At 58.7% G+C, this 24,079-nt stretch carries 26 protein-coding genes and 3 pseudogenes; 11 read left to right on the top strand and 18 right to left on the bottom strand.

All coding sequences use genetic code 11. The annotated features are described in order from the left end of the window. Window positions 1-65: 65 nt before the first annotated feature. Window positions 66-326 (bottom strand): GlsB/YeaQ/YmgE family stress response membrane protein, encoded by a 261-nt coding sequence (locus ACVWVY_RS42405; protein WP_456631956.1) that lies wholly within the window; start codon window positions 324-326, stop codon window positions 66-68. Window positions 327-536: 210 nt separating this feature from the next. Beyond that, entirely contained in the window at window positions 537-791 is a 255-nt protein-coding gene (locus tag ACVWVY_RS42400; protein ID WP_456632463.1) for a hypothetical protein, read from the bottom strand. A 271-nt stretch (window positions 792-1,062) separates the two neighbouring features. On the opposite strand from ACVWVY_RS42400, the gene ppk2 reads away from it, so the two are divergent. Continuing rightward, window positions 1,063-1,884: a polyphosphate kinase 2 gene (ppk2, locus tag ACVWVY_RS42395; protein WP_456631955.1), complete on the top strand. Its 822-nt coding sequence runs from the start codon at window positions 1,063-1,065 to the stop codon at window positions 1,882-1,884. A gap of 166 nt (window positions 1,885-2,050) precedes the next feature. On the opposite strand, the gene ACVWVY_RS42390 is transcribed toward ppk2, so the two are convergent. Further along, window positions 2,051-2,260: a hypothetical protein gene (locus tag ACVWVY_RS42390; RefSeq protein ID WP_456631954.1), complete on the bottom strand. Its 210-nt coding sequence runs from the start codon at window positions 2,258-2,260 to the stop codon at window positions 2,051-2,053. A 206-nt stretch (window positions 2,261-2,466) separates the two neighbouring features. Here ACVWVY_RS42390 and ACVWVY_RS42385 point away from each other — a divergent pair, with 206 nt between their 5' ends. From ACVWVY_RS42385 to ACVWVY_RS42375, 3 genes and pseudogenes are all read left to right on the top strand, one after another. After that, on the top strand, window positions 2,467-2,616 hold the full coding sequence (locus ACVWVY_RS42385; protein ID WP_456631953.1) for a hypothetical protein: 150 nt from the start codon (window positions 2,467-2,469) through the stop codon (window positions 2,614-2,616). 105 nt (window positions 2,617-2,721) lie between these two features. After that, complete coding sequence (locus ACVWVY_RS42380; protein ID WP_456631952.1) at window positions 2,722-3,186, top strand: YidB family protein; 465 nt, start codon at window positions 2,722-2,724, stop codon at window positions 3,184-3,186. Window positions 3,187-3,715: 529 nt separating this feature from the next. Further along, a pseudogene (locus ACVWVY_RS42375) lies at window positions 3,716-3,835 on the top strand (DUF2865 domain-containing protein); the annotation flags it as partial. Window positions 3,836-4,049: 214 nt separating this feature from the next. On the opposite strand, the gene ACVWVY_RS42370 reads toward ACVWVY_RS42375, so the two are convergent. The 4 genes from ACVWVY_RS42370 to ACVWVY_RS42355 all read right to left on the bottom strand — a co-directional run bounded on the left by ACVWVY_RS42370 (window position 4,050) and on the right by ACVWVY_RS42355 (window position 7,738). Continuing rightward, entirely contained in the window at window positions 4,050-4,508 is a 459-nt protein-coding gene (locus tag ACVWVY_RS42370) for a hypothetical protein (RefSeq protein WP_456631951.1), read from the bottom strand. A 306-nt stretch (window positions 4,509-4,814) separates the two neighbouring features. Next, the gene (locus ACVWVY_RS42365; protein ID WP_456631950.1) at window positions 4,815-5,267 is read right to left on the bottom strand and encodes a potassium channel family protein; all 453 of its coding nucleotides are present in this window, start codon (window positions 5,265-5,267) and stop codon (window positions 4,815-4,817) included. A 209-nt stretch (window positions 5,268-5,476) separates the two neighbouring features. Next, complete coding sequence (gene cax / locus ACVWVY_RS42360) at window positions 5,477-6,571, bottom strand: calcium/proton exchanger (RefSeq protein ID WP_456632462.1); 1,095 nt, start codon at window positions 6,569-6,571, stop codon at window positions 5,477-5,479. A 483-nt stretch (window positions 6,572-7,054) separates the two neighbouring features. Continuing rightward, on the bottom strand, window positions 7,055-7,738 hold the full coding sequence (locus tag ACVWVY_RS42355) for a hypothetical protein (protein ID WP_456631949.1): 684 nt from the start codon (window positions 7,736-7,738) through the stop codon (window positions 7,055-7,057). 97 nt (window positions 7,739-7,835) lie between these two features. On the opposite strand from ACVWVY_RS42355, the gene ACVWVY_RS42350 reads away from it, so the two are divergent. Then, on the top strand, window positions 7,836-8,213 hold the full coding sequence (locus tag ACVWVY_RS42350) for a hypothetical protein (protein ID WP_456631948.1): 378 nt from the start codon (window positions 7,836-7,838) through the stop codon (window positions 8,211-8,213). A gap of 356 nt (window positions 8,214-8,569) precedes the next feature. Here ACVWVY_RS42350 and ACVWVY_RS42345 read toward each other — a convergent pair whose 3' ends face one another. After that, a complete protein-coding gene (locus ACVWVY_RS42345; protein ID WP_456631947.1) occupies window positions 8,570-9,076 on the bottom strand; it encodes a hypothetical protein in 507 nt (168 codons plus the stop codon). Between the two features lie 565 nt (window positions 9,077-9,641). Here ACVWVY_RS42345 and ACVWVY_RS42340 point away from each other — a divergent pair. Then, window positions 9,642-10,334 (top strand): class I SAM-dependent methyltransferase, encoded by a 693-nt coding sequence (locus ACVWVY_RS42340; RefSeq protein WP_456631946.1) that lies wholly within the window; start codon window positions 9,642-9,644, stop codon window positions 10,332-10,334. 297 nt (window positions 10,335-10,631) lie between these two features. Then, on the top strand, window positions 10,632-10,886 hold the full coding sequence (locus ACVWVY_RS42335) for a DUF6894 family protein (RefSeq protein WP_456631945.1): 255 nt from the start codon (window positions 10,632-10,634) through the stop codon (window positions 10,884-10,886). Window positions 10,887-10,936: 50 nt separating this feature from the next. Here ACVWVY_RS42335 and ACVWVY_RS42330 read toward each other — a convergent pair whose 3' ends face one another. From ACVWVY_RS42330 to ACVWVY_RS42310, 5 genes and pseudogenes are all read right to left on the bottom strand, one after another. Then, window positions 10,937-11,092: a hypothetical protein gene (locus ACVWVY_RS42330; protein ID WP_456631944.1), complete on the bottom strand. Its 156-nt coding sequence runs from the start codon at window positions 11,090-11,092 to the stop codon at window positions 10,937-10,939. Between the two features lie 310 nt (window positions 11,093-11,402). Further along, window positions 11,403-11,744: a response regulator gene (locus tag ACVWVY_RS42325; protein WP_456631943.1), complete on the bottom strand. Its 342-nt coding sequence runs from the start codon at window positions 11,742-11,744 to the stop codon at window positions 11,403-11,405. Between the two features lie 126 nt (window positions 11,745-11,870). Continuing rightward, window positions 11,871-13,141 (bottom strand): annotated as a pseudogene (locus tag ACVWVY_RS42320) (beta-ketoacyl-ACP synthase). A 56-nt stretch (window positions 13,142-13,197) separates the two neighbouring features. Next, window positions 13,198-14,388 carry a beta-ketoacyl-ACP synthase gene (locus ACVWVY_RS42315; RefSeq protein WP_456631942.1) on the bottom strand — a complete coding sequence of 397 codons (1,191 nt, stop codon included), beginning with the start codon at window positions 14,386-14,388 and terminating at the stop codon, window positions 13,198-13,200. Further along, window positions 14,388-15,122 carry a spermidine synthase gene (locus tag ACVWVY_RS42310; RefSeq protein ID WP_456631941.1) on the bottom strand — a complete coding sequence of 245 codons (735 nt, stop codon included), beginning with the start codon at window positions 15,120-15,122 and terminating at the stop codon, window positions 14,388-14,390. Before ACVWVY_RS42310 ends, ACVWVY_RS42315 begins: the two co-directional genes overlap by 1 nt. Before the next feature lie 266 nt (window positions 15,123-15,388). On the opposite strand from ACVWVY_RS42310, the gene ACVWVY_RS42305 reads away from it, so the two are divergent. The 4 genes and pseudogenes from ACVWVY_RS42305 (at window position 15,389) to ACVWVY_RS42290 (ending at window position 18,992) form a co-directional block, all read left to right on the top strand. Next, window positions 15,389-15,709, top strand: a complete 321-nt coding sequence (locus tag ACVWVY_RS42305; protein WP_456631940.1) for a helix-turn-helix domain-containing protein — start codon at window positions 15,389-15,391, stop codon at window positions 15,707-15,709. Between the two features lie 111 nt (window positions 15,710-15,820). Further along, on the top strand, window positions 15,821-16,630 hold the full coding sequence (locus ACVWVY_RS42300) for an SMP-30/gluconolactonase/LRE family protein (protein ID WP_456631939.1): 810 nt from the start codon (window positions 15,821-15,823) through the stop codon (window positions 16,628-16,630). 56 nt (window positions 16,631-16,686) lie between these two features. After that, on the top strand, window positions 16,687-17,082 hold the full coding sequence (locus ACVWVY_RS42295; protein WP_456631938.1) for a DUF983 domain-containing protein: 396 nt from the start codon (window positions 16,687-16,689) through the stop codon (window positions 17,080-17,082). A gap of 198 nt (window positions 17,083-17,280) precedes the next feature. Next, window positions 17,281-18,992 (top strand): annotated as a pseudogene (locus ACVWVY_RS42290) (NAD-dependent malic enzyme). Between the two features lie 406 nt (window positions 18,993-19,398). Here the strand turns inward: ACVWVY_RS42290 and ACVWVY_RS42285 are convergent. The 5 genes from ACVWVY_RS42285 to ACVWVY_RS42265 are packed head-to-tail and all read right to left on the bottom strand — an operon-like array spanning window position 19,399 to window position 24,079. Next, complete coding sequence (locus ACVWVY_RS42285) at window positions 19,399-19,896, bottom strand: hypothetical protein (RefSeq protein ID WP_456631937.1); 498 nt, start codon at window positions 19,894-19,896, stop codon at window positions 19,399-19,401. Next, entirely contained in the window at window positions 19,893-20,426 is a 534-nt protein-coding gene (locus ACVWVY_RS42280; RefSeq protein ID WP_456631936.1) for an NADH-quinone oxidoreductase subunit B family protein, read from the bottom strand. The genes ACVWVY_RS42285 and ACVWVY_RS42280 overlap by 4 nt, the downstream gene beginning before the upstream one ends. 12 nt (window positions 20,427-20,438) lie before the next feature. After that, window positions 20,439-21,950, bottom strand: a complete 1,512-nt coding sequence (locus ACVWVY_RS42275) for a hydrogenase large subunit (protein ID WP_456631935.1) — start codon at window positions 21,948-21,950, stop codon at window positions 20,439-20,441. A gap of 18 nt (window positions 21,951-21,968) precedes the next feature. Further along, window positions 21,969-23,420 carry a hydrogenase 4 subunit F gene (locus tag ACVWVY_RS42270; protein ID WP_456631934.1) on the bottom strand — a complete coding sequence of 484 codons (1,452 nt, stop codon included), beginning with the start codon at window positions 23,418-23,420 and terminating at the stop codon, window positions 21,969-21,971. Beyond that, window positions 23,417-24,079, bottom strand: coding sequence for a hydrogenase-4 component E (locus ACVWVY_RS42265; RefSeq protein WP_456632461.1), 663 nt, complete (start codon window positions 24,077-24,079; stop codon window positions 23,417-23,419). The genes ACVWVY_RS42270 and ACVWVY_RS42265 overlap by 4 nt, the downstream gene beginning before the upstream one ends.

Here is a 24,079-nt window from a genome sequence, read left to right as displayed (position 1 = left end):
TTCGTGCCATTGATGGCGTCATAATGATGGCGGGATACTAATCCTTCGTCTCCAACGTGGGTAGATCAAGCCGCCCGTCGCTTTCCGGCGAGGAAGCCGTAAATCGCTAACAGGATGAACGCCCCGACAACAGCACCGATGAAACCCGCGCCTTCGCCGGCCTTATACCAGCCGAGTGCCTGTCCGAGATAAGATGCCAGGATCGAGCCCACGACACCGAGGATGGTCGTCATGATAAAGCCGGTCGGCTCGTTGTTTCCAGGCATGATGATCTTCGCAATGACGCCGGCCAGAAATCCGATAATGATGGTCCAGATGATGCTCATTGGCCTTCTCCGATTGTTCGATGTATTTAAGTAGCGCGCGGCGGCAAACGACCGACGGCCGTTGGCAGTTCTCGCGTCAGTCGTGCGAGAAGCTCTTCGTGGGAGAGCCCTGTCCGCTGCACCAGGGCCGTCAAGACGTCCCGTCCACAGGAGCTGCAGTATCCACGGCTCAATTTTGCCTCCTCTGCTGTCATCACCTGACCCAAAATGTTAACGCCCGCCCACTCGATTAACCGGGCCCCCACGATTCATTGGTGTTCCGCGCCGAAGTCCAAGGCCGGGGGCGCCGATACCGGGGGTCACTACAGCTCGAGCGACAGGCCGGGCTACCAACCGGACGCCGGGCCTTACGATGCAACCAGCCGGATAACTAACATACTGGCAATAGACCACGGCACTGGCCGGCTCACTGCTCACCGACACCCCGGCGATCAAGAGCGCCGACAACGAGATTGATAGCCTCATTTTTCCGTCCTGTTTGAAAAACCGAGTGCTTCCCTGTTGGCGGACCGACGGTTCCGAAACCGCGGCGTTCTGGAGCGCCCCGCCATTTATCCCGTGTTTCTTACCGGTACGCACTTCGTCTGCGGTCTGTGTCTCCGAGGTTCGGAAGATCTGACAGCTTTCAATCAATGGTGAATGGCCACATCTGCACCATTGATCCAGATCAATGCAATCGCGTTCACATGTTCCTTCCCTTCCTTGCGCCGAAGCACTGATGGACGGGAACTGAAGCATGAACCGATCAACTGACAAGGACCGCAATAGCAAAGAGGCCGTCGCTCCGGCACTCAAGCGCAAGGTATATGAACAACAGTTGCGCAAGCTGCACGTTGAGCTTGTCAAGCTTCAGGAATGGGTGAAGCGCGAGGGCAAGAAGGTTTGCGTGGTCTTCGAGGGAAGAGATGGCGCCGGCAAGGGCGGTGTCATCAAGGCCATGACCGAAAGAGTCAGCCCGCGCGTTTTCCGCGTCGTTGCCTTGGCAGCCCCCACCGAACGCGAGAAATCGCAAGCATATATTCAGCGATACTTGCAGCATTTTCCTTCCGGGGGAGAGATCGTTATATTCGACCGCAGTTGGTACAACCGCGCTGGAGTCGAACGGGTCATGGGCTTTTGCACGGAGGATCAGGCCAAGCGTTTTCTGACCATGGTTCCTGCGGTCGAAAAGGCCATGGTCGAATCCGGGGTTGTAATTTTAAAGTACTGGCTCGAAGTGAGTCCTGAGGAGCAAACCAACCGGCTCACGGAGCGGATCGACGACAAGCGAAAGATCTGGAAGCTGACCCAGATGGACCTGGATTCTTATACGCGATGGAATGAGTACACGCGATGTCGTGACGATATGTTCCAATCGACCGACACGTCATGGGCGCCCTGGTTTACCGCTCGATCCGACAACAAGAGGCAAGCGCGACTCAACATCATCGCACACCTGCTCTCAAGCATTCCTTATAAGAAAGTACCCCGAGCTAACGTCAAGTTGCCAAAACGCAAGGTGGCTCATGGCAAGCCGCTTCGCGATTCTCTGAGAATCGTCCCGGAGGCAACCTTATAAACGGCGTGCCGCACGACGAGCGGCTTCAAACCGGATACATTGCCCGGAACTGCAGTCCGCCTTCCCGAAGCAAGATGGACTACAAGAAGGCCCCACTCAAAAGCTGCCATAGGTTGAGGATCGTCACAATTGGAAGGACATTGTACTTGAGTGCACTGTTCAATGGCTAATGCTCGGAAACGTGAGAAGCCAAACCCCATAGTTTTTGAACGCTACCGTAGGCATGAATGCGGCGGCGATTGTCGACGTCTTGAGGCATGGCTATGGCGATGACCTGGCCCGGCTCATTTTGAATGACGGCTTGTCGCAGGCCGCTCTGACCGACGCCCAGTTGCGCTTGCCGCGGAAGAACCGCGATGTCAAACCGATCACGCAAGCGAGCGGCTCCGGCGATTTCATCGCCCTACGGACTTTGGTTCACCCTCGCATCTCAAATACTTTTATGATCGTCCCAAATCGCTGCACGTCGTTGACATAGCCGTCATAACGTTTCGGAAATTCCATTGATCCAAATCAAGGCTTCTTAGCGTGGGCTGCTCAGCCTGTCCGCGGCATCCAGGCTGCAAGCAAGGAGTGTGCGCGATGCGCGAACACCAGCCAAAATATGTTGACACAATCACGCTGATTGCATTGGTGCTGATGTTTGTTTCCGGTGCGATGGCCGTCCAGAGATTTCTAACAACAGAGCAGCCGGGGTTGGCACCGGATGTTCAATTCGCGAAGCTTCGCTAATAATCTGGTTGGCACGCCGCAGAACGTAGGCCGACACCAAGCGTCCGACGAAGAACCAGCAAGCTAGACCGAGTTTTTTCGACATTTGAACGGAAGGAGAGAAAAATGAGCCAAGGCATGCCGTCCATGACTGCACTACTGGGAATGGTCGCACTTGCAGGGTACCAGAACCGGGACAAGATAACCGAAATGTTGACGGGTGCTGGGAGCAGCGGTCCCAACACCGGGGCCGGCCAGTCAGGCTTGGGAGGGATACTCGGAAGTCTAGGCGGGTTGTTGGGCGGCGCCGGCAGCGGTGGCGCGGGTAATCTGCTGAATAATGGCCTCAACGAACTGCTCGATAGCTTCAAGAAAAATGGAAAGGGCGACACGGCTCAATCTTGGATCGAGCCAGGTCCGAATAAGGAGATATCTCCCCCTGAACTGAAGCAGGCAATCGGGCCCGACGTGCTGGCGCATTTGGAACAAAAAACAGGACTTTCACAACAAGAGCTGCTCGCCAGACTTTCGCGCGAGCTACCGTCAGCGATTGACAAGTACACGCCAGACGGCCGTCTGCCGGGGGCATAGACTATTTTGATTTAAAACGCAGCTGCAAGGTTCGTAGTGAGAGTGTGGCGGCCTGTTACTGACGTAACAAGCCAAGCTCCGACATCACGGGGGCTTTTCTTACTCGAAAAAAGCTTTCGTAACTTTGCTCTTAGTCAAGCATCGGCCGTGTCGCTTGAGATTCGTTGAAGGCTCAGACGCAAGCGATGAAGGAGTAAATCCATGACCACTTACCGGCCGATATTGAGAGCGGTCGCAGCCGCCGTGATCGGCATGGCGGCAGTTTCGCGCAGGCCGCGCCCTACTGCCGATCAATCTAACGGCAATGAAGGGTGCGGCCTCACCCGAGGCGCTCCAAGTTCGCTGGGGCGGTGGCTATCGAGGCGGTGGATATAGGGAGCGGCGGGTACGGCTATCGCGGCGGTTACGGTCGATATCGAGGTTTCGGCTATGGAGGCGGCTTGCGCGGAATTGGCTACGGTCGAGGCTACGGCTATCGTCCATACTATGGGCTGGCCGCGGGTGCTCTGGTCGGTGGAGCGATTGTCCGGGAACACGGGTCGGCACCGACCAGACCCCAAGTTTCACGCCGGTGGCGTCTTTTCCGGGTCTGACGCCGCAAGTGCGCGCCCGGTTGAGCGACATGAAGGTCGCGCCGGCGCGAGCCGAAATGGCGACCGGGGTGACCCGTATGCCGCCGACGGCGAACATCGCGCTAAAGCCTTCGCGCGACAAGCGCGTAGATGCTGACTGATGCTGCAAATTACCGCCCGTCCACATCGAGGTGGTGGGTTCTATTCGCAGCGCCAAGCGTCGAAAAAACTCATTGCCCGCAGATCAGCGGAAGAAGCCCGGGTCAATTCCTCGAAGGAAGTCTCAAACGTTCACAGTGGTGCAGCAACCCGGGCCTGGAGATAACAGGGACGATACATCGTCTCCAACTGCCTGCCGCGCAGAAAGATCATGCGCGGACTCAAACCGCCGCGATTAGCAATCCAACGCCGGACCTGCGATGGGTACATCGAGTAGAGCATCCGGGTTGCTCCGGGGTTGGTCACGGCTTGTCCGTGGGCTCCGAAATCCCACGCTGCGTGAAAAGCGAGGTTAGCGTTTCGGGTTACACAGATTTTGTCATGAGGGACCGCGCCGAGGACAATGGTGCAGGACGAAGCGCAAAGGCCGTCGATCATTACTGTTTCGCCTGTGGCCCTCAACTGATCGTATCGGTCTACGTAACGGCCGATCTGTCCGCCCCGATCATTAGCAATTCGAACTACCGCATGGCTTGTACCCGCGCCCGCTAGCAAGAGCATTGCCGCAAGCAGCCCCATTAGCAACTTCATGCTTCCTGCTCCCCAGATGTGATGCGTGCCAACTCTGATAGCCGCACCAGATCAAGGACGAATTATGGTGAGATGCGTTTTTATTGGCAAAGTCGTAATTGAGCGAAGGAACATCGTCCACAGAAGAGCCCGCTGGTTCTGAGAGGATTACCTTCGCGGCATAATCCCAGGAGGTCGAGCAGCAGGCCTTGCTTTGGCGGCATTTGGCGAAGAATAAAGAAGCGTCAGCGTTGCTTGTGGTGCCATCCAGAGTAGTGACGGTTCGCCAACCCCCTAAGCGACATTCTACCAATCGACAGCAACTCACTAGCTTCGATCTACTCGATTGAAGTCGCCGATTGCGGCGAGGTGCTCCATTGTCCGCCGCAGCACTTCAAACAAGACAGCAGTCGACCACCCGAACATCAGGATGCCGTTCATCGCGGTCATCGGCCCTTTCAGCCGCCATTCCTGTACCGGCGTAATGTCACCGTAGCCAAGCGTGGTGTAATTGACGAAAGCAAAATAGAGCAGGTCGCTGCCGGCAGGCGCCGCGCCTACGATGCCGTACACCGACGCCCAAACGAAAACCTCGAGCATGTGTGCGACCATCAGGACAACCGCCGTCGCAATCATGACAGCCATCAGGTGCAGCCTCGGCCGCAACGTGTGCCGCAAGCCCGCCGTGCGTGCGATGCTGATGGCGCCAACGGTCACCAAAGCATGGATGCTGATGTTTATCACGCTGACGATAGAGCCGATTAAGAGTTGATACATCATCGCCCATCTCACCTAAAGGAAACCCGACGATGCTAGCAGGCTGCCTTGCGGACGCAACTTCTTCAGCCGGGTGAACATGCTCGTTGCGGCTTGCTTCGTGGTCTCGCCCAAGCGGCTCTGGTCATCGAACCCACTTCTTTTGCCGCGGCAGTTTGAGCGAGCGAAAATGACATGGCCTACAGACGGCGGGAAAACGGGAATGTCGTGCATCAGCCCGTGCCCGTCGGTGGGACCACATATAGCGTTAGCGCAAAGACCGCGTAGATGAAGATGAGCAGCGCGCCGATAAACCAAGCCGAGCGACCGCTGTTGGTGATGAAGCTCGCCGTCACGGTCGCGATCATCACCATGGTCACCGCGCCCGGCCAGAACTGCAGAGTCATCGGCGACGGTCCGATGAAATAACTGAGCAGCACCAGCGCGGGTGCCACAAACAGAGCTATTTGAGAAGCACTGCCCAGCGCGATGCTGACGCTCATGTCGAGGCGATCCTTGCGTGCCGCGGAAAAGGCGACGGCAAATTCGGCGGCAGCGCCGACTAGTGAAACGATGATGAACCCGACAAAGGCCGGGCTCATCCCAAATGTTTCCGCCGTCTTCTGCACGGACTCCACAAAAATTTCGCTCACCAGAGCGACCAGCACAGTGACGACGAGCAGCGTCCCGACCGCAAGGCCAATGGGCCAGTGCGTCTCCCCCACGCTGTGTTCTGCGCTTGCGAACAGCTCCTTGTGAGTCTTCAACGAGAACAACAGCCCAAGGCCATAGGCAGATATGAGCAAGATGGAGAGGCCGATGCTGAGTCTTTGCATAACGGCCTCGCCCTGCGCGAGGTCAAGGTCAGCAACCGCCGACGGGGCGAGCAGCGCGACGGTCGCCATCAGCAACAGGCCGGAATACAGTCGCCCGCCAGCCCGGTTGAACTCCTGCACATGGTAGCGCAGGCCGCCGATCAGCAGGCAGGCGCCGAGCATGAACAGCGCGTTGGTGACGATTGCGCCCGCGATCGATGCCTTGACCAGCATATACTGGCCGGCGCGCAGGGCCGTGATGGCAATGATCATTTCCGTAAGGTTGCCCAGTGTTGCGTTGAGCAGTCCGCCGACGGCATCGCCGGTCCTGGCGGCGACCGCTTCCGTCGCGTGGCTCAGTAGCGCAGCCAGCGGCACAATCGCGAGCACGGCCAGCACGAACAATAGGGTATGGGAATGCGGCGTCGCCACCTCGGCTAGCAACACGGCAGGCACGAAGATCAGCATCCAAAACAACGGCGTCTGCCGGATTTCCTTCAGCAACAGTTGCATGGCGCTTACCCCCAGACGAATGCGATGGCCCAACTCCGATCCCGTTGCGGGACAGGTTTTCATCTCGCTCAACACGCATTTTTCCACCTTCCCCCCAGCAATGTCCACATGGGACGGAATCCACTGCGTAAGCAAGTGCCCGAACCAACGTGTATTCTCGGCGAAAACATAGGGCACTAGGCGGTACAAGTATCTGACGCGATTCAATCCCGACATACCGGGGCGGGGCCTCCACCTTGCCGTCCTTGCCGATGCTAGGTGCCGGGCGGAATCGGCCTGCGCTTCCGCCAGCCACTTCCGGTGTTCCCCGAACAACGGACATCGCTAGGCCAGCGCAGGTTGGTCCGTTTCGTGCCACAACCGGACTCGAGTGCCCGCCAGGTTCGCACGTTCCGTGACCTGTTTCTGATCACCGAGCTTTTAGATTTCCAAGGCCGAGAGCGACGATGTCGGCTTCGAAGCGAAGTTGGCTCGGATGTCCTGTCAGATCGAGCTGGCTTTCCGGTTTGTTGAAGTCCTCAAACAAGCCGCCGCTGATCCATCAAACCGAAGCTCGATTGATCCGCCGCTATTCCGGCTATCTAGGTCGGGGTCGAACTCATGCTGCCAAAGCTCATTGAGCATCGTTTCATGAATCGTATTTTTTACACGCTGAGCTTCTTCTGCATTTCCTGATGCCGTGAAGTTAGCGATAGCAGAAATGAACCTGTTGATTTCGCCAAACGGCAGCAATCGGGCGTACTGCAACTCGATTTCGGTTCCGACCTGTGGATCAGCGGGGCCGTAGTGATGGCTCGCAAAAATCTGCAGGTTTCCAACACTATATTCGTTATAGAAAATCTCGTAGCGACGACCGTACTCTGGTTCCTCGCGGCCTGTGAGTTCAGCGTCAGGTCGTTCTTGCAACCGCCACGGCTCGTTTGGCTCGAACCTGTGGTTTAGAGCGTCGGCAAACATCTCGAAATCGGAGAAGAACCGTCGATCCTCGTCGGTGATTCCTAGCTCGATGCCGTTTCGTAACGAAGGCGGTGTATGATTGGGCGTGATGGGCTTGCCATTTAGCAGCTTACCCAGAAATTTCCGCTTAGGGCCGCGCCTGACCGTTCGCCAGATGTAGCTGGTGAAGCCTAAATTTATTAGAACCAGCAATATCAGAACTTCGTACATGTGCGCCCCCTAGTCGCTGTTGACGGCGCTTGAGCGATAGCTGACCCGAGGAAAAAACCGCAATCCCAACTCGGTTAGCACTTTTGTGGTCGTTCACGTGGTAAAATTTTTCAATGCGAGGGAGAGTAACAAAGCCAGTTCGGAAAGTGATTTGATTGAAACTCAACACCACATTTGCAGCCTTATGGCGGCCCTTGCTGTGTGCCCGACCGGAGCCGTGGCCGAGGTCTATTCGTGTGAAATTAGGGAATGGGTGCGGGTAAATGACGAGGGAGTTGTTCGGCCTGCGCCAAGTGCACCTTTTAAAGGCCACGTATCGATCGACAAGGAAACCGGCAATGCTGTCGGCGATGCGTTGTCGGTTGCAAATCGTTGGGAAGTTGCGCAAAAGGGTTCGCAAGAAAACGCGTTCGTGACCCTTGGCTACGTTGGTCGCGGCTCCTTTATGAAATTGCAGTCTACGAATTCAAAATAGGACGCGAGAAACCCCTGATCATTGCCGTTCGGTCGCATCGCGGGCTTTTTTCCGCCCTCCGGCGACCTCGGTCTGACGACGCGCTCCGAGGCGGCTTTGGAGCCGCCTCGTTTCTCGTATGCTCACCCAGTGGAATCTGCTGATGTTTCGCATGTCGCAGGATAAGTAGGTGCCCTTGACGGACAGGCGTACATCTGTCCGTCGTGAAGCTTGGTCATGGTACCGGGCTTGCACCCGGATGGCGTTGCGCGCCTGGTAGTCATCCCAACTGCTGTAGCCGTACCAGGGGCCGACCGCGTAGTAGACCCCTCACCGCATAATGAGGGGTGCTACTAATTGAACGACGAGACCTGACGCTATTGCAACTTGATGGTCCCGTTCGCGTTGAAGTTGTCCTTTGGGTTATACCCTGAGTCGTGCAGATTTTTGATATACTGGGCGCGGTCGCTGCTGCTCACACCGCCCCACGCCGCGGATGGACCGCCGTAGTAGGTTGCCCTGGCGCCCAGAACATTCCCACCGTAGTAAGGACTACCTGCGTAGTAACCTGTGCCTGTTTGGTAGGGGTTGCCTCCCCATCCCCAGTTAGGTGAGGTGACCGCGACCGCGTCAGCCGTGCCAATCGCCGCAGCCGTGCCGACCGCTGCGGCACCTGCGCCGACTACACCGGCGCCGTAAACAGCCCGCCGGTTGTGCCGGCGCGCAACACCGGCCCCGCTCACGGGGGTCAGCGGGCGACCCACCCGCGCCTGGGCGCTCTCGATTGACACCGAGATGCCGCCTTGCTCAGACCAACTGAAGGACAACAATGCCGCACACGTAAAGGCAGAAGCTGCAAGGGCAGTCTTTCGTGCATGTTTCATGGGCTTTCTCCGTTGTGCAAAGAACATCAATGCGCACGCGTGCCTACGTCACCGTGCCAGATCGAGTTCGGACTTTTTGGCGGAAATGTTGATAACGTTCATGTTACTGCCGATGCTTGGCATAGGGTAGCGCTCCCCGCGTCCCCACTTCTGCAACGGGTCGTTCTCGACCCGATCGGCCTGCTCGGGGCATGTCCGGTTTAGCCCCGATAGCGGCGGAAGAGCGGGCACCCCGGAGCGGCAGCTTCATGCCACAGCCTGACTCCTAGATTGCGCCAGATCGTGCCCTGTCGTTGGCCGGAGAAGGGAAACTATTTAAGGTTGTCGCGTCGCCGGTCCTGTAGATGGGAATCGTCAGAGAGCAATGAGCAAAGCCATGAAAAGCGGAACAAAAGGCCTCCTGGTTGCAGTCGGCTTCAGCGCGGGCCTGTTCCTCAACGCCCAAGCAGCGACAGCGCAGCAGAGTTGGCCGCCACTTTCATCCGAGCAAATTGCCCGGATCGTCAGGAGCTCCGATCGAACTGCGGCAGATCGCGCCAATGATGAGCGCCGCAAGCCTGAGCAGATGCTGGGCTTCATCGGCATTCGTCCCGGTATTGTCGCGGTCGATCTCAGCGCGAGCGGTGGCTACACCACGGAATTGTTAGCCCGTGCGATCGGACCCTTGGGCAAGGTTTATGGTCAGAGCCGGCCGCGCGATCCCAACCGGGCACCCACACCCCCGGTAACGCCCGAGGGCAACAGCAACCCAGCCACCACGCCGAGTGCGGCGCCAGCAGCGCCGGCAAGCGCGCCACGACCATCCCCGGTGGCCCTCGCCGAACGCGAAAACAATCTCCGAAGCAATGGCGTCCAGGCCGCCCCGATCGTCGCGCTCTCCCGACCGTTCGAAGATCCCGTGCCGTCCGAGCTCGCGGTAGAAGGCGTCGATCTCGCGACCTTGATGTTCAACTATCACGACCTCGGACACCTCGGTGTGGACCGTGCGGCGATGAACAAAGCAGTCTTTGGCGCGCTCAAGTCGGGAGGCCTCTACGTTATAGCTGATCATTCGGGTCGGCCTGGTACCGGTATCTCCGAATCCGGTACCTTGCATCGCATCGAGGAGGCGTTTCTTCGGCAGGAAGTCGAAGCGGCGGGATTCAGGCTGATGGACGAAGGCAATTTCCTGCGCAACCCGAACGATCCCAGAAATAAGAATACGCCGGACCCGCCGCAACCGAAGGACGAATTTGTGCTCAAGTTCGTCAAGCCGTGAGCGGAACATGTCGCATTAGGGTCACTTTGGGACTTCGGCGTGCGCAGTTGGGAAGTCTGCTTTGCCGCGATGAACTGGAATGGCCGAAGGATGTATCCGCGTAACCCGTTTCCAACGGAAAAGTTACGGGAGTAGCCACCCAACGGCCTGGCAATCCGTTAGACGCGCAAGCCCGGGCACTGAAAGACGCTGATACTTTCGAATCAATGCTCGACTGACACGTGGGCTCTGCCCTTAATAACTGTGAATCGGCGCGGGGTCCCGACGCCGATCGGCACGTTAAGCTATTGATCCGATTTGCGGTGGAGGGGGCACTCTCGGGCGCTTATTCGCATCTGCATCACAAACGGTGAACTCTCAAGCGCTGCTGAACACGGCATCGAGTTATCCGACCGAGATTCCGCTTGGAAGGAACTGACAAGAATTTGCGGCGGATTGGTCGGCTCCCTTTCTCGCAATATGAAACAAGGTGCCGAATGGCAGATAGAGCTCTTGGACGAATTTAGGAAGCCTTTGCTCCGAATGCGTCTTGTCTCGGAGGCCCTGGAGTAAGCAAAGATGCTTTGCACGAATACCTGTCTGCCGATCAGGCAAAGCCGTTGCTAGTTGTCGGCCTTGTCTACCAGTCTTAGCCATTCCGCGGCCATCTCTCGCAGAATGCGCCGGGATTCCGGATCACTTGTTTGTCTTGCCAGCTTCACGCAATGCTCGGCGTAGCCGATATATTCCTCTCGCTTTTCAATCGTCGGAATTGCCATAGATGACCTCGTTCGATCTCGCGGTGATAAGCTCGAAGTAAGTCCGCCCACGCCCATGCTTACGACTTCACGGGTGTCAATGCCACGTTGGTCATGTCGTTGTGGCAAATCGAATTCGTGAGGCCATTGTCCCAACGGATCTTGACGGCGCTCCAATCGTTTTCGACCACCTTGCCCCGATCTGCCTTGCGGCCTTGCCAATACACATACTCTCCAACCTTCAAGAGTCTGGATCGATCACCACTCATTGCAATTGCACCATAATATTTGAGATGGGCTTTGGCCGGGTTGTGAAGTTAAAGCGCGCAGTTCATCGAGATGAAATCATCTCCTGTAATCCTTCTAGCATCTGCTTCACGGCAAACGGCTTCTGGTAGAAGCGACTGTTGACGGGTCTTTCGCGCTCAGACAATTCCACCCGTTCCGACACCAAAATGATCTTGATGGCCGGCCATCGGTCATGGACAGTTCGGGCAAGGTCTAAGCCGTCCATGCTGCCGGGCATTTGGATGTCCGTGAAAAGCAGCGCAATGTCTGAGCGGCTTTCCAATATCGCAAACGCTTCGTCAGCATTCGCCGCTTCGACCGGAATAAAACCTGCGTCGGCGACGACGTTCGCCGTACACATTCGCAATATCTCATCGTCTTCCACTACCAAGATCGTAGATAAAGAAAGGGGTTGGGGCAAAGACATGACAACTGACGCTTCCGTAGGTGAGCCAACTATTAATCCGCGCCATGCGCTCGATTTGGCGGCGGACGCTATCTTCACCTGAGATCAGGTCACTTCCCGCCTCATGATGAGCGAGACATTTTGGCCGCCGAAGCCGAACGAATTCGACATTGCTGCTGTGACGCGTGCATCTCTTGCCTTGTGCGGCACAACGTCGAAGGGGATAGCGGGATCCGGAATGTCGTAATTGATGGTCGGAGGGATGCGCTGGTGCTCAGCGTCAACAAGGTGAACACCGCTTCTATGATGCCGGCAGCGGAGAGTGTATGTCCGATCATCGACTTGTTGGATGAAACCGGAATCTTGCCGGCATGATCGCCAAACACTGCTGCGGCGCCGAGATATTCCATCCTGTCGTTCTCTGGCGTACTGGTTCCGTGAGCGTTGATGTAATCGATCTGATCAAAGGTCATGCTTGCATCGGCGAGTGCACCGCGCAGGCAATCGGCGATCGGAACCCCGTCCGGTTTCGGGCGTGTACGATGGAAAGTGTCCGCCAACTCACCGCAGCCGGCGATCACGCCCAAGATCTTCGCGCCGCGCGATTGCGCGGCGCCGAGGCTCTCCAATACGAGCGCGCCGGCACCTTCAGCCATCACGAATCCTTGCCTGTTTTTTGAAAAAGGCTTCGACGCCCTGCGCGGGTCGTCGTTGTGAGTAGATAGCGCCGATAAGAGAGAAAATCGCACCATGGCTTCGGCATTGATGGAGCCGTCGGTCGCGACGCACAGCGCGGCGCCGACTTCTCCGCGCCGGATTGCCTCGACGCCGAGCTGTATTGCTGTTGCGCCCGACGCGCAGGCCGTCGATACCGAAATGGGCGATCCCTTTGTGCCGAAGGTCTCGCAGAGATGGTCCGCAACGGAGCCGAACATATAGCGGGCGTGGATCTGCGCGAAGCGACCGCCGCCGCTGGCTCGCAACAGGGTGTCGTAGTCTATAGAGCCCGCTTCGCCGGAGGCCCGGGCGATTTCTTCGCGTTGCGGCCACTCGACTTCGACCGGGGCCAGACCGAGAAACAAGGGACCCGGAAAATAGCCCTTTCGTCCAATTCCGGATTGGCTGAGAGCCTCTTCGATGACAATATCCGCCAGACGCTCTGCCAACGTGGTCGATGAGAGGGGCTTCACCTCGACGAAGTCGATGGTTCCGGCGATGCGCGTCTTCAGTCCGTGGGTCGAGAAGCGCCGGATCGTGCTTATTCCCGACTCGCCGGCGGTAAGTTTCTTCCAATTCTCGGTCTTGCCCTCGCCAAGCGATGTGATCACACCCATGCCGGTAACAACGACGATCGGACGATTGTGACCATCGCGCATGGTCGTCTTCGCGTTGCGCAGCGTGGTGGGTGCCATGCCAGTTTCAGGGAGCGTCGTCACGAGACTGCCTCCAACAGCGCCATTCCTTCGCCGCGCCAATGACCGACACCGACGGCCACGATCTGGGCCGGCACCACGTCGGCCTCAGTCTCTCGGCCGAATGTATCGGTAGGAGGCACCAGCGCACCGCGGGATAGACTCAACGAACCAACAGCCAGTGCCAACGGGAATTGCGCTTCGCTTAGGTGTCCAAAGGACGAGCCGACCGCCCGGACCGGGATATCCCCGTGTGCCGACAGGAAGGCTGCCTCTTCCGCGGTGGCGTCCGCAGCGCCCGTCGCTGCCGTGTAGATCGCGGTCGCATTATCGGTCACTTCCAGGGACGTCCAGAGACCCCCCAGAACGCTTTCAACTCCGCCTGGGGCAGATCGCGAGGAATGACCGGAGACGACGTTGACGAGCCGTGCAAACGGCTTGGCGCCTCGGCGCTCTGCATGAAGCCTCGACTCAAACACCAGGAATACGCCACCCGACCCCAATGCAAAGCCACCGCCATTGCGCGACCAGACCGACGCGAAGTCCTTCTTGAGATTGAAGCCGCCGCATTCGTAGAGCATCAGCATTTCTTTGCGCTCGCCGTTGTGCGCGGCACCGACCAAGGCAATCTCACTCTGCCCGGAGGCGATCTTCGCCCATGCAATCCGGACGGCATCCACGCCCGCGGCTTCCTCGCCCATAAAGGTCCGTGACGATCCGGACACACCGTGGACGATCGATATATTTCCGGCGAGCAGATTGGATAGCTGCGCGAGGAACAGGGTAGGGCGCAGGTCGTTCATCAGCCGTTCGTTAAGTGCCCCCGACCTTGCGTCCGCGCGCGCGGTTAAAATCGCGGCGTCGACATCGAGGTCGCGCTCGCCGCCGCCCGCAGCGACGATCATGTCGGTCCGAGCCAGGATTTCCTTGTCGTCCTTGATGCCGGCGGAATCCAACGCGAGTCCGGCTGCGTAGGTACCGATGCGCTGCCATGCTTCCATCTGGCGCTGGTCACCCTTTTTTGGAATCTGGCTGTCAAGATTAAGTGGCGTTAAAGGGTGGATCATCCACGGCGCATAGTTTTCCAGATCGATGTTCACACGGCCGCGGCGGAGAGCGTCCCAATTGGCTTCCAACCCGTCCCCCAAGGAGGAGACGAGCCCGATGCCGGTTATCCACGTCTCGCGTCGGTTTGCTTGACGGTGCACCATTAGCGCGATCCACAGATGAGATCGCGGCTTCGCAATCTTCCCCGGCGGATCGCCCACCGTTCATGGCTATGGTGCATCACGCGATCGAGCGCTGCCCGTGAACCCAACGTCTTCTCCGGGATGCAGGCGATGACTGCATTGCGATCCTCGATGAATTGCTCATCGACGATCCACGTCCGCAGCTCCTCGCCGGCGAGTCTGGCCGCGATCCGGTCAGGTATCGGATCAATGTCGTTCGCCACTAGCACATTCATCACGATCCGGCCGCCCGGCGCCAGACGGGAGCGGATGGCGTCGCAGGTCTCCACATCAAACTCCTCCGTGAAACGGAATCCCGGTCCACCGACGTCGATCGCAATGCCGTCGTAATAGGCGTGGTCATCGAACACGAATTTTCGAAAGTCGGAGACGATGCAAGGCAACTCGTCCGGCAGATCGAAATATCTGTGCGCGAGCACGAAGCTGATCGGGTTGATGTCGACAATCGTTAGTCTTTTTCCGAGACGCGACAGCCTCGTCGCAAGATTTCCACCACCGCACCCCAAGACGAGTATGTTTTTCGACTTGTATAATAACTCGTCCATGAGCTTCACGTAGGTGAATACGCTTTCGCCGTCGGGCGTCGCCTGGCTCTGCCTCACTCCCTCTTCGAAATACACACGTGTGCCATCCCACGAACACTCGACGATCTCGATTTTACCGTTCCTGCCCTGGTAACGCCCCAACAACCGCATCGACAACCATCAAGAGAGAGAAGCATTAGAAAGCATGCGTAGAACATCTCTTATCATGTAATGTGCGAAACGCCAATCGATTCGCACGCTTGCCGCTAATGTTACGCGCGAGGGAAGATTCGCGTGCGCTTGCCGTGATGCAGACTAGTTCCCCCCCCGCGTCATTAACGTGGATTGATATCTAGTGCATGTAAATTGATGCTTGAAACAATAATTCACAGGGTGTAGATATATCCTGTGCACATCGCACCGGAGGCCGCCCATTCATGATTACCGCCAATCAACTCAGGGCCGCTCGCGCGCTCCTGAACATCGATCAGCGGCAGACGGCCGAATTAGCGGACCTCTCGGTGCCCACCATTCAGCGCATGGAGGCGAGCGACGGCGTCATCCGCGGCAATGTCGATTCTCTAATGAAGCTGATTTCGGCTCTGGAGAACGCAGGGATCGAACTGATCAATCCCGGCGTGCCTTCCACGAGTGGTGGTCGCGGCGTCCGGTTGAGGGAACACGTCACGAAGCCGAAGATGAAGAACATAAAACAGCCGAAGCCATCATCGTCGCGGACCTTGGAACGCGTTCGATAATTGCGGCTGCGGCTGACGCAACAATTGATAACCCGATCGAAGATGTTGAAAACGGCGAAGACCACTGTGCTCGCAAGCGGATTTTGGCGCCTTAAAGCGCCGAGATGGCACTTGGGCGCCTTGTGGGTGTCCGACCCGCGCGCCGGAAAGGTCTACCGCATCGATCTGGACGGCAAAGTCACGATAGTCGCGGACGTACTCAGCCGACCATTCGGTCTCGGCTTCTTGCCCGACGGCGACTTGCTGGCCGCCTCAATGACCCAGAGGCTGATACTGAACTTAGCCGGTGGGAAAGCGGCGGTTCATGCCGACTTGGCCGACGCTGCGGTCGGATACCTGAGGGACATGGCTGTCGCCCGGGATGGAAACGCCTACGTGACTTCTTTCGATGCCGACGCGGCGGGTCCGGACTGCTTTGCGTCGGCCCGGGTCCTCCTGGCCACGCCGGACGGCAAGGTCCGTTCGGTTGCCGACAATATGGCGCATCCGAACGGGCTGGCGATAACAAGCGCCCATGAAGTGCTGGTCGCGGAGACGCTCGGCAATCGGGTGCTCGCTTTCCAGATCGGGAACGGCGGCGCACTGCTGCATCGAAGGGTGTTCGCAAATTTCGACAGGATGAGCCCGCTCGGCATCTGCGCGGACTCGGAGGGTGCGGTCTGGGCGGCCGCCGCCCGACAGCCGCTTTTTGTCCGTGTGCTGCAAGGTGGACGCGTTACGCATCGCGTCCATGTGCCGGGCCGCCACGCGGTTGCGTGCCAATTGGGCGGGCGGGACGGCCGAACGCTCTTTTGTCTGACGGTCGCTGCTGACCTAGGAGATTATCCCAATCGCCAGCAGACGGCACGCGTTGAGACGACGTCTGTCGATGTTCCGGGAGCCGCGAGTTCCATACGGCTCGTGGAGATCACCCCTCACTAGCGTTCCGAACCGACGTCGGCATTTGCCGCCGTCCGAACGGCGCAAAGGCCAATACGATGGTCACAGAAAAGCAATTGCCGGCAATCGGTCCTTCGCCCTATATCACGGGGTTGTTGTGCCGATGCCCGCGCTGCGGCAAGGGAAAGCTCTTCGACGGATTCCTGAGGCTGAAGCCCGATTGCGAATCGTGCGGTCTCGATTTCACCTTTGCGGATGCCGGCGACGGTCCCGCCATATTCGTCATCATGATCGCCGGCGCCATCGTCGTCGGCGCGGCCCTCATAATTGAGGTCAAGTATCAGCCGCCGTACTGGGTTCACGCGGCGCTCTGGCTCCCGCTGATCCTGATCGTAACGCTTTGGCCGCTACGAGGGCTGAAAAGCCTGCTTATCTCGCTGCAGTATCATCACAAGGCATCGCAAGCGAAGCTCATCCCGCGAGCTAAAGAATAACCGATCTGTTCTCGAAGTCGCTCATTACTAAGTTCGCCGGTATGTCTGCCGGGCTCAGTCGAGGCCTTTCGACCCTCAGAGAAAGCGGAAGCGGCCTGTTGTCGAGCAACATTCGTAATCGTCCATCCACGAACGTGCCTATTGGAAAATGTTTTGAACGACCAATCACATATTGGTCTGCATGCTGGATAGTTTCGAATGACCTACGTTCGAACCGCACCGCCGCAGGACGCTGATCGATCGTTGTCCGTTGTCCGAAACGGCTACGAACTTTTGACGGACCCCGGCCTCAATAAAGCCACCGCCTTCACTGAGCGGGAGCGGCTGGAATTTGATTTGAACGGGCTGCTGCCGTCGCACATTTCGACGCTCGAAGAGCAGATTGAGCGGCGCCTCATCGCGCTTCGCAATCTGCCGAACGACTTGGAGCGGTACGTGTTCCTCAGAGACCTGCAGGACACGAATGAGACGCTGTTTTATGGGCTTCTTGTCTCCAACATCGAAGAGATGCTGCCGATCGTTTACACGCCAACCGTGGGACCGGGTTCGCAGCAGTTCAGCCGGTTATTCCGCAGGCCGCGGGGGTATTTCCTGAGCTTACCGCTTCAGGATCAGATTAAGCGCATTCTTTCTCATCCACGCTTTGACGACGCGGAGGTGATCGTTGCGACGGACGGTGAGCGTGTGCTCGGGCTCGGTGACCAAGGCGTGGGCGGCATGGGCATCGCAATTGGGAAGACCGCGCTCTACACCGGTTGTGCGGGACTGCATCCGTCGACCACGCTTCCGATCTTCCTCGATGTAGGAACCGATAACGAAGAACTGCTCAATGTCCCCTTTATGTGGGTTGGCGTCATCCTCGGGTGACTGGCGAGCGATATGATGAGTTCGTCGACGTGTTCGTTACCGCAGTCGCCGAACGATGGCCACACGTCGTCCTGCAATGGGAAGATTTTGCCGGGAAGAATGCTGTCCGTTTACTAAATCGGTACCGTAATCAGCTTTGCACCTTCAACGATGATGTACAGGGAACCGCCGCTGCGGCGACCGGTACCTTGCTCGCGGCGCTCCAAGTCACTGGCGTTCCCATATCGGATCAGAAGATATGTGTTTTTGGTGCCGGGTCGGCGGGGTGCGGAATTGCTAATCTGCTCCTCCGCGCGCTGACGGCTTCGGGAATGTCGGAACGCGCGGCCCGGCGACGTATCTTCATGATCGATGTCAAAGGTCTGCTGTTGGAAGGCATGCCGAACTTGTCGCCGAGCAAACTGCCGTTTACTCGTTCCACTGCGGACGTGGCGGGATGGGAAATTGCGGATGACGGCACTGTCGGTCTCCTGGAAACAGTCGTGAATGCGCGGCCCAATGTATTGATCGGCGTCTCCGGACAATGCGGGGCTTTCAGCGAGAAAGTTGTGCGCAAGATGGCGACGGGAACTCAGCGGCCGGTCATTTTTCCGCTGTCCAATCCGACTTCCTGCAGCGAGGCGGCACCAGCCGATATTCTGACCTGGACGGACGGACGTGGCGTGGTAGGGGTGGGCAGCCCGTTTCCGTCAGTGGACCGGGCTGGTCGGCCGTTCAGGACCGACCAGGTGAACAATTCCTACATTTTTCCGGGTGTCGGCCTCGGGGTCATAGCATCCCAGGCAACGCGGATAAGTGACGGCATGTTCATGGCAGCCGCCAAGGCCCTCTCGGAAATCTCGCTGAGGAATGAGCTTCCCGATGGAAACATTTTGCCGCCCGTTTCGGCCCTGAGAGAGGTCGCTTTCCAGGTTGCGAGGGCGGTTGGATTGACCGCGATCGAAGAGGGGCTCGCTCCCGATGTTGACGAAACAGCGCTTACGCACAGGATCGACGGCAAAATGTGGACGCCGGCATATGCGTCGTATGCCCGATCGCGCTGAGTGCCGCTGCTATATCGGGACGTAAATTCCAGTGCATCGGCAAGGGATCGATTTCGCCGGATTAGCATCCGAGTGGCGTCTATCATGCGGCTAGGGTGGGCGGTGGTCGCGCTGCGCGCCCAACATGCTCACCCGCGTCCGCGTTCATGCATAAAATACCAAGGCCGACCATGACGTCCGGCCACATCGTCCCAGATCCCCACGTCAGAAATGCGGCCAGGATGATCGCAGCGTTCATGATGGTATGACTTCGTTTCACACGGACCTACAAATCGATTGTCTCGTGGAGGCGCTTGTGAACGTTTGGGACCGGCTTGGCCTGTGGCGCTAGCGTTATTCGGATCCGAGGCTTTGATCGGGCAGATACGACGCGGTCTGGATCTGTCCGATCAGCCCGCGATTGGCGCTACTTCTGCCCGTGCTCGGCGGCTAGAGCATTCGCGCCAAAGCCGGCCACGCCAACGCTCGTGATCGCGGACCATATGATCGGCGCTGCTTCGAAAGGTCCGAAGTGCCACCCAAGTTCAATCAGAACAGATGGTGGCGACCCGAGCGTTAGTGCGGCCAGTCCGACCGCGGTGAACCAGAGACATATGAGCAAAGCGTTCGCCGCGAGATTTGGCTCTAGAGGGTGCATCTGGCGAGAAGCAACGCGGATGTATGCGGCCGTCGAATCCACAAACCGGTTGTGTGTGAAGGCCAGTCCTAGCGCAATCAGGAGATATATCATTTGCAAGAGTGAAGTTACGTTCAAACTTGTCGGATCGGCATGAGAGGCTTGTTCGTCCAATCTGGATTGCGCGAACGTGATCACTATAGGCGTTAGCAACAGTATCGCCAGGCATTGCAAGAATGCTGCGATCACACCTGCCTGGATCAATCGCAATCTCGGATCGAACTTCAAGGCGCAACGTCGCCTGCGTCCACCTGTTCGAGCAGCGCAATCAGACCCTGCAGCATAGCTGTTGGGTTAGGGGGGCAACCGGGAATGTGGAGGTCAACCGGGATCACCTCGGAGACACCTCCAACTACCGCGTAGCTGCCGGCGAAACAGCCGCCATCGCGGGCGCAATCTCCGATCGCCATCACCCATTTGGGATTCGGCATCGCGTGATAAGTGCGCTCCAGCGCTTCGCGCATGTTCTTGGTCACCGGACCGGTCACCATCAGCACGTCGGCATGGCGCGGCGAGGCAACGAACCGCAGGCCGAAGCGCTCAACGTCGTAATAGGCGTTATTGAGCGCGTGGATCTCGAGTTCGCAGCCATTGCAGGATCCGGCGTCGACCTCGCGTATGGAGAGACTTCGGCCGAGACGGCGCCGCGCCGCGCGACCGAGGGCCGTGGCGAGTTCGGTCACCGCGGCATCGTTCAAAGGCGGCGCCCGTTCGGTGAACGGTCGGCGAAACAGGCTTTCAAACAGCAGCTTGCGCATCTTGTGCGGTCCTCAGAGATCTTGGCCTGAGTAAGAACAGTTGAACGACTTATTGCAGAGCGGAAAATCCGCAACGATGTTGCCTTCGATGGCAGCCTCAAGCAGCGGCCATTGAAACCACGAGGGGTCGCGCAGGTGGCAGCGTTCGACCCGGCCATCCCGCAAGCGCAGCCAAGCCAGGACGTCGCCGCGAAAGCCCTCGACGATCGCCATGCCTTCCCGAGACTCCCGAATATGACCCGCATGTGTTCCCAACGGTCCTTTAGGTAGCCGATCCAAGACCTGATTGATCAGGGAGAGACTCTGCTCCACTTCACGCACACGGATCCAAACGCGGGCATTGACATCACCCTCATCGAGGACCGGCACCTCAAAGCGCAGGCTGTCATACGGCGGATAGGCAAGGGCCCGGCGCGCGTCGAAAGAGCGGCCGGAGGCGCGGCCGACGTAGCCTCCAACGGCATACTGCCTGGCCAACGTGGGTTTGAGCATGCCCGTATCGACCGTACGATCCTGCAGCGACGCCGTATTATCGTAGAGCTCGACCAGAGCCGGGAAACGGAGTGAGATGTCGTAAATAGTCGTCAGGATGGCTCCCTTGCCCACCTCATCGAGGTCGCGGGTGACCCCCCCTGGCACGATCATGTCCCGCATCAGGCGATGACCGAAGGCGGTATTGGCCGCCCGCAGCACGCTCTCGCGCAGCACGCTGGTGTGCGCGTGCATCAGGCCGAACGAGGCGTCATTGCAGATGGCACCGATGTCGCCGAGATGGTTGGCAAGCCGCTCGAGTTCGGCGAGTAGCGCCCGCAGCCAGACCGCGCGATCGGGCACGACAAGTTCCAGCGCCGCCTCGGCGGCCTTCGAAAATGCATAGGCATAGGCGACCGTGCTGTCGCCCGACACGCGTCCGGCGAGTTTCACCGCTCGATCGAGACTCGCTCCGGTCATGAGCCCCTCGATACCCTTGTGGGTATATCCAAGCCGCTGTTCGAGGCGGACCACGGTTTCCCCACTCGCGGTGAACCGAAAATGTCCGGGCTCGATGATTCCCGCATGCACGGGACCGACGGCGATCTGGTGCAGGCCGTCGCCCTCGACGGGCAGGAAGCGATAGGGCGACGCCTGCGACAAGGCGTCGATGCGATCTCCCAACGGGAAGCGCGTGCTCCAACGGTTGTGATCGAGCCACGGGCGTGGATCGGGTAAGCCCTCCGCCGACAGTCCAAACAGATCGCGGATGGCGCGCTCCAATCGAATCGCCGGCGGGTGATGCTGGCCGACCGATGGATAGCTGCGATTGGGGCAGTCCAGGCTGATGATCGCGATTTCCGCTGTATGATCATCCATGATCGCCATGTGCACCGTCGAGGGTTCTCCCCAAAGGCCGAGCAGGTTCCAGCGCTTCTGTGCGAGCTCGTTTGCTGCAAATTTCCAAACGGAAGCGTCGACCATGGCTCGCGGCCACGGGCTGTGTTGCTGGATCTCGCGGCCCTCCAGCATCAGATCGATCAGCGATGGCATATCCCGTTTATCCCTAAACTATCCAAGAAGGCGAGCCACATGCTGGAACCAGACCACGAGCGGCGCGGGAAGATAGATTCCCGCGCCCAGAACCAGGGAGAGATGCGCGAACATCGGTACATAGGAAGCCTCGACCGGGGCCTTGCTGCCGCGGGGTTCGCCGAAGGCGACGCTAGTCAGGCGCAGCATCAATGCGCCAAAGGCCAACAACAGGCCGAACACCAGCACGATCGCGAGCAGTGGCTGTCGTGCGAACGTCGAACTGACGACAAGGAATTCGCTCATGAAGATGCCGAGCGGCGGTAGTCCGGCGATCGCGACAACGCCGATCACCAGACCCCAGCCAAGCGCCGGATGGCTTACGGTCAGGCCACGGATCCTAGCGATCTTCTGCGTGCCCTTGACCTGCGAAATATGCCCGACGGCGAAGAAGATCGCGGATTTGGTCAGGCTGTGCATCACCATGTGCAGCAGCCCGGCGAAATTGGCCAGCGGGCCGCCCATCCCGAACGCAAAGACGATGATGCCCATATGTTCGATCGACGAATAGGCGAACAGGCGTTTGATGTCGCGCCGACGGTAGAGCATGAACGCCGCGAAGACGATCGAAACCAGGCCCATCGTTACCATCAGCGGGCCCGGAGCAATCGCGGCCGGATTGGCTGCAAGCAAGATCTTGAAGCGCAACAGCGCGTAGAGCGCGACATTCAGGAGCAGGCCCGACAACACGGCCGATATCGGCGTCGGGCCTTCGGCGTGCGCGTCGGGTAGCCACGCATGCAACGGCGCGAGGCCGACCTTGGTCCCGTAGCCGAGAAACAGGAATACGAACGCGACATTGAGAAGAGCAGCGTCGAAGTTCGCGGCGCGCTCGACCAGCAGCGTCCAGATCATGCCGTCCTGGCCTTCGCCCATGACCGGGCGCGCCGCCATGTAGACCAGGATCGTGCCGAACAGAGCGAGCGCAATCCCGACGCTGCCCAAGATGAAATATTTCCAGGCGGCTTCGAGCGCCGCATGGGTGCGATAGATGCCGACCATCAGCACCGTCGTCAGGGTGGCGACTTCGACCGCCACCCACATCAGGCCGATATTGTTCGACACGAACGCGAGGTTCATGCCGAACATCATGGTCTGGTACATGGCATGGTAGAAACGCAGATAGACCGGCGTCAGCCGGCCGGTCTCGAGTTCGTGCGCGATGTAGCTCGCGCTGAAGATGCTGGTGGTGAATCCGACAAACGTGTTGAGCACGATGAAGACGATGTTCAGATCGTCGATCAGCACATACGGCCCGGGGGCGGGACGTTCGACCACGAACAGGGAAAGCGCAGAGAGGAACGTCGCCAGGCTGGCGACGACGTTCAACCGCGCCGTCAGCCGGTAGCCGGGCAGCACGGCCAGCAGCGCCGCCGAGCTGATCGGAATCAGCAGGACCGCGGTGACGGGATCGAAGAAAGGCAAATTCATCGGCGCTCGCCCCGAAAGTCGTCGAGCGCGGAGACGTCCACCGAATCGAAGCGCTCGCGGATTCGGAACAGAAAGATGCCGATGACGATGAACGCAATCAGAATCGAGAAGGCGACGCTGATCTCGACCACCAGCGGCATGCCCTTGGCGCCGGTCGCCGCCAGCACCAGGCCGTTCTCGAGCGACATGAATCCGACGACCTGGCTGACGGCGTTGCGGCGTGTCACCATGACCAGAAGTCCGAGTAGCACGACCGACAAGGCAAAGGCGATATCCTCGCGCGCCAGCGGGTCTGCGTCGGCGGTCACCCGCAGCATGAGAACCAGCGAGAGGGCGACCAGCCCCATCCCGGCCAGCATGGTCGGGCCGATGCCCACGGCCGACTCGATGTCGCGATGAATTCCAAGCTGCTTGACGATGCGGTGCAGCCCTACCGGAATAACGATCGCCTTGAAGACGAGGGCGATTGCCGCTGTGATGTAGAGATGGGGCGCATCCTGGATGAAGGCCTGCCAAGCGACGGAAAGGGCGAGCACCACGGCATGGAGCGCAAAGACGTTGAGCAGCGAATAGAGCCGGTCCTGGTACAGCATCATCAGGCTGATCAGCACCAGTCCGCCGGCCAGCGTATGCGAGACGTCGAAGGCGAGGCTGTGCAT

This window comes from Bradyrhizobium sp. URHC0002, assembly GCF_054059515.1.
This window is presented reverse-complemented; position numbering and strand designations above follow the sequence as displayed.

Bases quoted from the DNA above. Each gene is read 5' to 3' on its own strand.
- ACVWVY_RS42275 (WP_456631935.1), bottom strand. From the start codon at position 21,950: ATGCCATCGCTGATCGATCTGATGCTGGAGGGCCGCGAGATCCAGCAA.
- ACVWVY_RS42365 (WP_456631950.1), bottom strand. From the start codon at position 5,267: ATGATGTATCAACTCTTAATCGGCTCTATCGTCAGCGTGATAAACATC.
- cax (WP_456632462.1), bottom strand. From the start codon at position 6,571: ATGCAACTGTTGCTGAAGGAAATCCGGCAGACGCCGTTGTTTTGGATG.
- ACVWVY_RS42315 (WP_456631942.1), bottom strand. From the start codon at position 14,388: ATGGTGCACCGTCAAGCAAACCGACGCGAGACGTGGATAACCGGCATC.
- ACVWVY_RS42345 (WP_456631947.1), bottom strand. From the start codon at position 9,076: ATGAAACATGCACGAAAGACTGCCCTTGCAGCTTCTGCCTTTACGTGT.
- ACVWVY_RS42400 (WP_456632463.1), bottom strand. From the start codon at position 791: ATGAGGCTATCAATCTCGTTGTCGGCGCTCTTGATCGCCGGGGTGTCG.
- ACVWVY_RS42385 (WP_456631953.1), top strand. From the start codon at position 2,467: ATGCGCGAACACCAGCCAAAATATGTTGACACAATCACGCTGATTGCA.
- ACVWVY_RS42330 (WP_456631944.1), bottom strand. From the start codon at position 11,092: ATGGCAATTCCGACGATTGAAAAGCGAGAGGAATATATCGGCTACGCC.
- ACVWVY_RS42370 (WP_456631951.1), bottom strand. From the start codon at position 4,508: ATGAAGTTGCTAATGGGGCTGCTTGCGGCAATGCTCTTGCTAGCGGGC.
- ACVWVY_RS42355 (WP_456631949.1), bottom strand. From the start codon at position 7,738: ATGTACGAAGTTCTGATATTGCTGGTTCTAATAAATTTAGGCTTCACC.
- ACVWVY_RS42405 (WP_456631956.1), bottom strand. From the start codon at position 326: ATGAGCATCATCTGGACCATCATTATCGGATTTCTGGCCGGCGTCATT.
- ACVWVY_RS42380 (WP_456631952.1), top strand. From the start codon at position 2,722: ATGAGCCAAGGCATGCCGTCCATGACTGCACTACTGGGAATGGTCGCA.
- ACVWVY_RS42295 (WP_456631938.1), top strand. From the start codon at position 16,687: ATGGTCACAGAAAAGCAATTGCCGGCAATCGGTCCTTCGCCCTATATC.
- ppk2 (WP_456631955.1), top strand. From the start codon at position 1,063: ATGAACCGATCAACTGACAAGGACCGCAATAGCAAAGAGGCCGTCGCT.
- ACVWVY_RS42265 (WP_456632461.1), bottom strand. From the start codon at position 24,079: ATGCACAGCCTCGCCTTCGACGTCTCGCATACGCTGGCCGGCGGACTG.
- ACVWVY_RS42340 (WP_456631946.1), top strand. From the start codon at position 9,642: ATGCTGGGCTTCATCGGCATTCGTCCCGGTATTGTCGCGGTCGATCTC.
- ACVWVY_RS42270 (WP_456631934.1), bottom strand. From the start codon at position 23,420: ATGAATTTGCCTTTCTTCGATCCCGTCACCGCGGTCCTGCTGATTCCG.
- ACVWVY_RS42305 (WP_456631940.1), top strand. From the start codon at position 15,389: ATGATTACCGCCAATCAACTCAGGGCCGCTCGCGCGCTCCTGAACATC.
- ACVWVY_RS42310 (WP_456631941.1), bottom strand. From the start codon at position 15,122: ATGCGGTTGTTGGGGCGTTACCAGGGCAGGAACGGTAAAATCGAGATC.
- ACVWVY_RS42280 (WP_456631936.1), bottom strand. From the start codon at position 20,426: ATGCGCAAGCTGCTGTTTGAAAGCCTGTTTCGCCGACCGTTCACCGAA.